Origin of the sequence: Natronoflexus pectinivorans (genome assembly GCF_004345615.1) — a bacterium.
Lineage (GTDB): Bacteria > Bacteroidota > Bacteroidia > Bacteroidales > Marinilabiliaceae > Natronoflexus > Natronoflexus pectinivorans.
The window spans coordinates 1-4922 of record NZ_SLWK01000030.1; the positions used below are offsets into that span (position 1 = coordinate 1).

Here is a 4922-nt window from a genome sequence, read left to right on the forward strand (position 1 = left end):
TTTTGTTTTCATTCTGAATAACGGTAAATTCCTACTATAATAAACTCCTTTCAATCAAATTTCTATCAATTTACCGTTTGCTTAATAGGTTAAAGCCTCTGGAGTAGAGGGGATTACCGCTAACGTACCTGTGTATGACCAGTGGCTTTTTTGCGGGCTGCGTCCTTGTCCGCCGTTGCAAAACTTAGCGCGGGGTAGGAGGGTGACTATTTAACCGAACCAAAAGCCATTGGTTATACACACCGTTGTACACTGGCTATTTATTATCTATTTTCACAAATTTTCTAAAATTGCTTCTGTCAATTAAATGAGATTGAGCATTATAAGTCATGATGAACTTTTCTGGAAACTTTACTTTTTTCTTATTCCATTTGAATTCATATGCAGTAATTTCTCCCGCTCTTTCTTCTACAAAATCAATTTCTTGTTGTTGCTGGTTCCTCCAGAAAAACATTTTGGAGTAGCTTTCTTTGTATTTATTTTGTTTTAATCTTTCTGAAACCAAGAAGTTCTCCCAAAGTGCACCTTTATCAACCCTTAATTCTAATGGATTAAAGTTTCCGATAATCATGTTTCGTATTCCATTGTCAAAGAAATAAATCTTTCGGGTTTGCTTAATTTCATTTCTGAGATTTCTGCTAAAACTGTTTAGTCTAAATACAATGTATCCTTTTTCAAGAATGTCAATATAATTTTGAACAGTCGTTTTGTTTATTCCAACAGTTTGAGCTAGTTCATTATAATTGACTTCGCTACCCATTTGAAGAGCGAGCGCTTGTAGTAATTTTTCAAGAACTTCGGGTTTTCTAATATCAGAAAATGCTAAAATATCTCTATACAAGTAACTATTTACAAGGTTTTTTAGGGTTTCTTTTTCATTTCCCTGATTGTTAATCACTTCTGGGTAGAACCCATAAAGTAATCTATTTTCAAATTGTTGTTCTGATTTTAGAAACCCAATACTATCTTCATATTCTTCCCATGATATAGGAAAAAGTTCATATTCCCATTTTCTACCAGTCAATGGCTCGTTTAATTCATTTCCTAGGTCAAATGATGATGACCCGCTTACAAGAAGTTGAACCTTTTTAAATTGGTCGGTTATAATCTTTAAAGTCAATCCAATCCCTTGTATTCTTTGAGCTTCATCAAGAAAGATGAGTTTATTATCGCCAATTATAGTTCTAATCTGTTCTGTATTCGGGTTTGAAAGTAGATTTCTTACCGTTGGGTCGTCTCCATCTAAGAATAAATACTCTAAATCATAAAGAATACTCTTTAACAAAGTGGTCTTTCCAACTTGTCTTGCACCAACTAGAACGATAGCTTTTCCAGTATTAATCTTGTTTTTGATAGTTGATTCTAAATGTCTTTTTAGCATTTTTTTATTTCAAATATACGACATTTAGGGAATATAATGGCTCAAAATAACAATAATTAGTCATTACGATAGCTTCATCTTAGTTTTTTTGCTTGTGTACAACGTCCATGTTTATGAGCCGTGCGTCTCAGAATTTTCTTCCATCGGCTCGAAAACTTCCCGCATGGCTTATAAACACTGTTAGGGGGGCGTTCCATTTTTTTTAATCAAATCGTTAAAAATCTTGCTTAAAAATAGGAATTTTCTTGAATTTCAGGGATTTTCAGTGTAATTACCCGAATAATCTACGTTCTAAATGATTTTCTGCGGCATCGGAATTTAGTTGATTTCGCAAAACATCAATATACGCAGTCCGTTAAATTAGCCATCGAAACCATTAGTTGTCGCCGTTTTCAATGTGTTTTCCTGTTATAAATCTCAAGAAAACATGCATTTATGTCAGATGTTTAATTTCTCCATGAATCTTTTAATTTTCAATATAATAATCAGAGTCTATGCTGTTAATTATTCTAGCGATTTACATTGTTTTCAACCTAATATTCATCCTATATTTCTTGAATATCAGACGTTTAATTAATCTTTTCCATAAATATTCTCGTTTCTCCACCAAAATCATTAACGACATAAATATATCTCCAAAGAATTCAATACTCAATGGCTTATAAACCATGTTTGCGAAACTGATTAACTATCTGTTAAAAAATCCGAGTCTTTCGGAATAATTTTTCTCCCTATTATCAAGTTTTCAACGCCTTGATTTTCTTTAGAAATTCCCGATAATCTAAATATTCATGCCGTAAAATAAACAATTCCGTTAAACACTTTCGCTTCTCCATCGAAATCATTAACGTCCAAATATTTCTACGAAGAGTTTGTTCTTCAATGGCATAAACACCTATTTTGCGAAGCCACGAAATATTCAGTTCGATATCCAAATTATTCCGTTATGGATTTTTGTCGCTATGCAATATTGTTTTAATGTATTTCGATGTGTTTAGTCCAGATATTCAGGTCGATATGTCGTTAAAATCAATTTTCTTGACGTTATAAATATTCGAAGTACTCAGTTTTTCTCTCTGAATTGTATTTTTTTCCTAAATATCTGTGCGTATTGTTTTTTAATTTGCTTTAAATAAGGGATTTGCTTCAAAAAAATGGACTGCCCCCCTAACGGTTGGCGGTATGAAAAGTTGCCGATTGCGGGGGAATCACCTGTCAAGTTACACAAAAGTTGAAGTGGGCTACAACCCTTGAATAACCTACTGTCCCGGCAATTTTTTATACCGCGTGTTAGCTGCTGGCATTTTTAATATGTTGTATAGTTTATTAAATTTTGAAGTTTAAAGACTTAGATGCAATGATTTATTCGATTGGAAGACCTTTATGGTACCGATATAGCATTTCTTTACGTACTGAGTCATTTTCTTGAAAGTCTGAATCGTTGTCACTTTCAAACCAATCAAATATTGAGTCATTACGAAGCCGGTCTACCGTTTCAATTATACCTTTAACAAAATGGTCTGCAGCTTCCCAATTTCTGCCTACAGGCAGCAAATAACCCAACGGACCATCATGCCGGATAAAATCAAGTAAGTCAATATATTGAATTTCTACGAATGGGGCATCAGCTACCCCTGGAGTAACTTCATACTTGCTAAAAACGAATTCAATACTATTATCCTTTAGAAAAAAACGAGGAATAAAGCTTCCTTTATTTAATTTATCTTCAAAGTACCCCCCGTGTTTTTCTATTAATTTTTCTCCAATAATTTTCTTTATTTCAATTAATGCGTTTCTTCTTACATCAAAAATGTCATAAAAATCAATTATGCTTTGTGTAATTGGATTAATGTTAATAGTTTTAATGGAAGAATTACCATTCATTGCCATAAAATAGTAATAATATTGCTCCATCTTTATGGAAATAATTTCCCTTTTTTTTAGACCGACTGAATAAGAATACACATATTCAATAAGATGCTCTTCTAAATAAGATATTGCACTTTTCTCAATTTCGCGATTAATTTTATCAATATATTGATTTGGCGCCAATTTCATTATTCTAGGGTAGGAAATTTCAATATATCCATCATATTCTTTATAAGTTCCATTGGTTTTTTTCTCAATCATTTTCTCATTCACTTTTATTTCTTTTATCCAAAATACAGATGAAAAATAATTATTCAATTTGATTGATGTAAAAGAAATTAGTGAAATAGACGCTATAATTATTGCTAAATAAAAGGATAACACTGTAAATTTACTAGGCAAACTCCATTTTTGCCATCTATCTTTTTGTGGAATAAGTTTCATTTTATTTCAACGTTTCGTTTTTCATTTTGCTTGCAGCTAACGGTTGACAATATGAAACGGTTGGGTCTTCGGAGCGCGTCTTTATCCACCGAGGAAAATGTTGATGCGAGAACCAAAGCCCCGCAAACCACTGAACCCCAACTGTTTTATATTGTGTGTTGTGTGCAGAATTTTTTATGTCATATTAAAATATCAAATCTTTCAATTATTTTCCATTTGCCGAATACTTTCTTTATTAATATTGTCTCAGAGTAAAAATCTCCAGGCCACGGTATTATTGTGAAATGAAATATTGCATTTTCCCTTGAATCATCGAATAGTATTTTACTTATTGAGTATATTTTTTGTCGCTTTTTAGTCTGCTCAAATAATTCATCTATTTCAACTTTAGATAAACATTTGAATATTGGCTTTTTGCTGATTACTGTATCATTCTCTAAAAATAATGTATCTATCTTGTTTAAACTCAGTTCATCCCACACAGCGCTAAAGTCTTCATTTTCTTCATTTTTATTCCATTCTGATATAATTTGCGAAGAAACAGTTAATCCAGTCATATTCTCAAACGAAACCGAATCATATTCAAAGTACGTTTTTGTTTTTAAGTTTTTAATTAAGATTGTGTCCTGCTGAAAACTAAACAAGTTGAAGAGTATTTTATTCACTATTTGCTCGTCAGTCTGAGCACTCAAGTTATTGAATGTCAGTAATAAAATCAATATAATTAAATGTTTTCGCATAGGCTGTTAATTTTGCACACAACGTCCATGTTTATGAGCCGTGCGTCTCAGAATTTTCTTCCATCGGCTCGAAAACTTCCCGCATGGCTTATAAACACTGTTAGGGGGCTTTCCATTTTTTTTAATCAAATCGTTAAAAATCTATCTTAAAAATAGGAATTTTCTTGAATTTCATGGATTTTCAGTGTAATAATCCGAATAATCTACGCTCTAAATGGTATAGGCGGTAATGAATTATAGATGAACTTATTAAATATCATCTTTATCAGACCTCTAAATTGACCGCCGAAACTGTTGATTTTCTCAAATTTACATGAATATCCGTCGTTAAAATCTTAAAAAACATGGAATTAATCCGCAATATTTAATTTCTCCGAAAATCTTTTCAATATCATAGTCAGAGTCTTTGCGATTAAATAATTCTAACGGGTTACAATCTTTCCAACATATTATTCATCCGTTAGTCTTTAAAAATCCGTCGTTTAATC

General features: G+C 32.1%; 3 protein-coding genes. All 3 read right to left on the reverse strand.

The window, feature by feature from the left end; translation table 11 throughout:
• Positions 1 to 256 precede the first annotated feature (256 nt).
• Positions 257 to 1381, reverse strand: a complete 1125-nt coding sequence (locus EV194_RS16705) for an ATP-binding protein (protein WP_132435665.1) — start codon at positions 1379 to 1381, stop codon at positions 257 to 259.
• Between the two features lie 1362 nt (positions 1382 to 2743).
• Positions 2744 to 3694, reverse strand: a complete 951-nt coding sequence (locus EV194_RS16710) for an RsiV family protein (protein ID WP_132435667.1) — start codon at positions 3692 to 3694, stop codon at positions 2744 to 2746.
• Positions 3695 to 3873: 179 nt separating this feature from the next.
• Positions 3874 to 4434, reverse strand: a complete 561-nt coding sequence (locus tag EV194_RS16715) for a hypothetical protein (protein WP_132435669.1) — start codon at positions 4432 to 4434, stop codon at positions 3874 to 3876.
• Between the last annotated feature and the right edge of the window lie 488 nt (positions 4435 to 4922).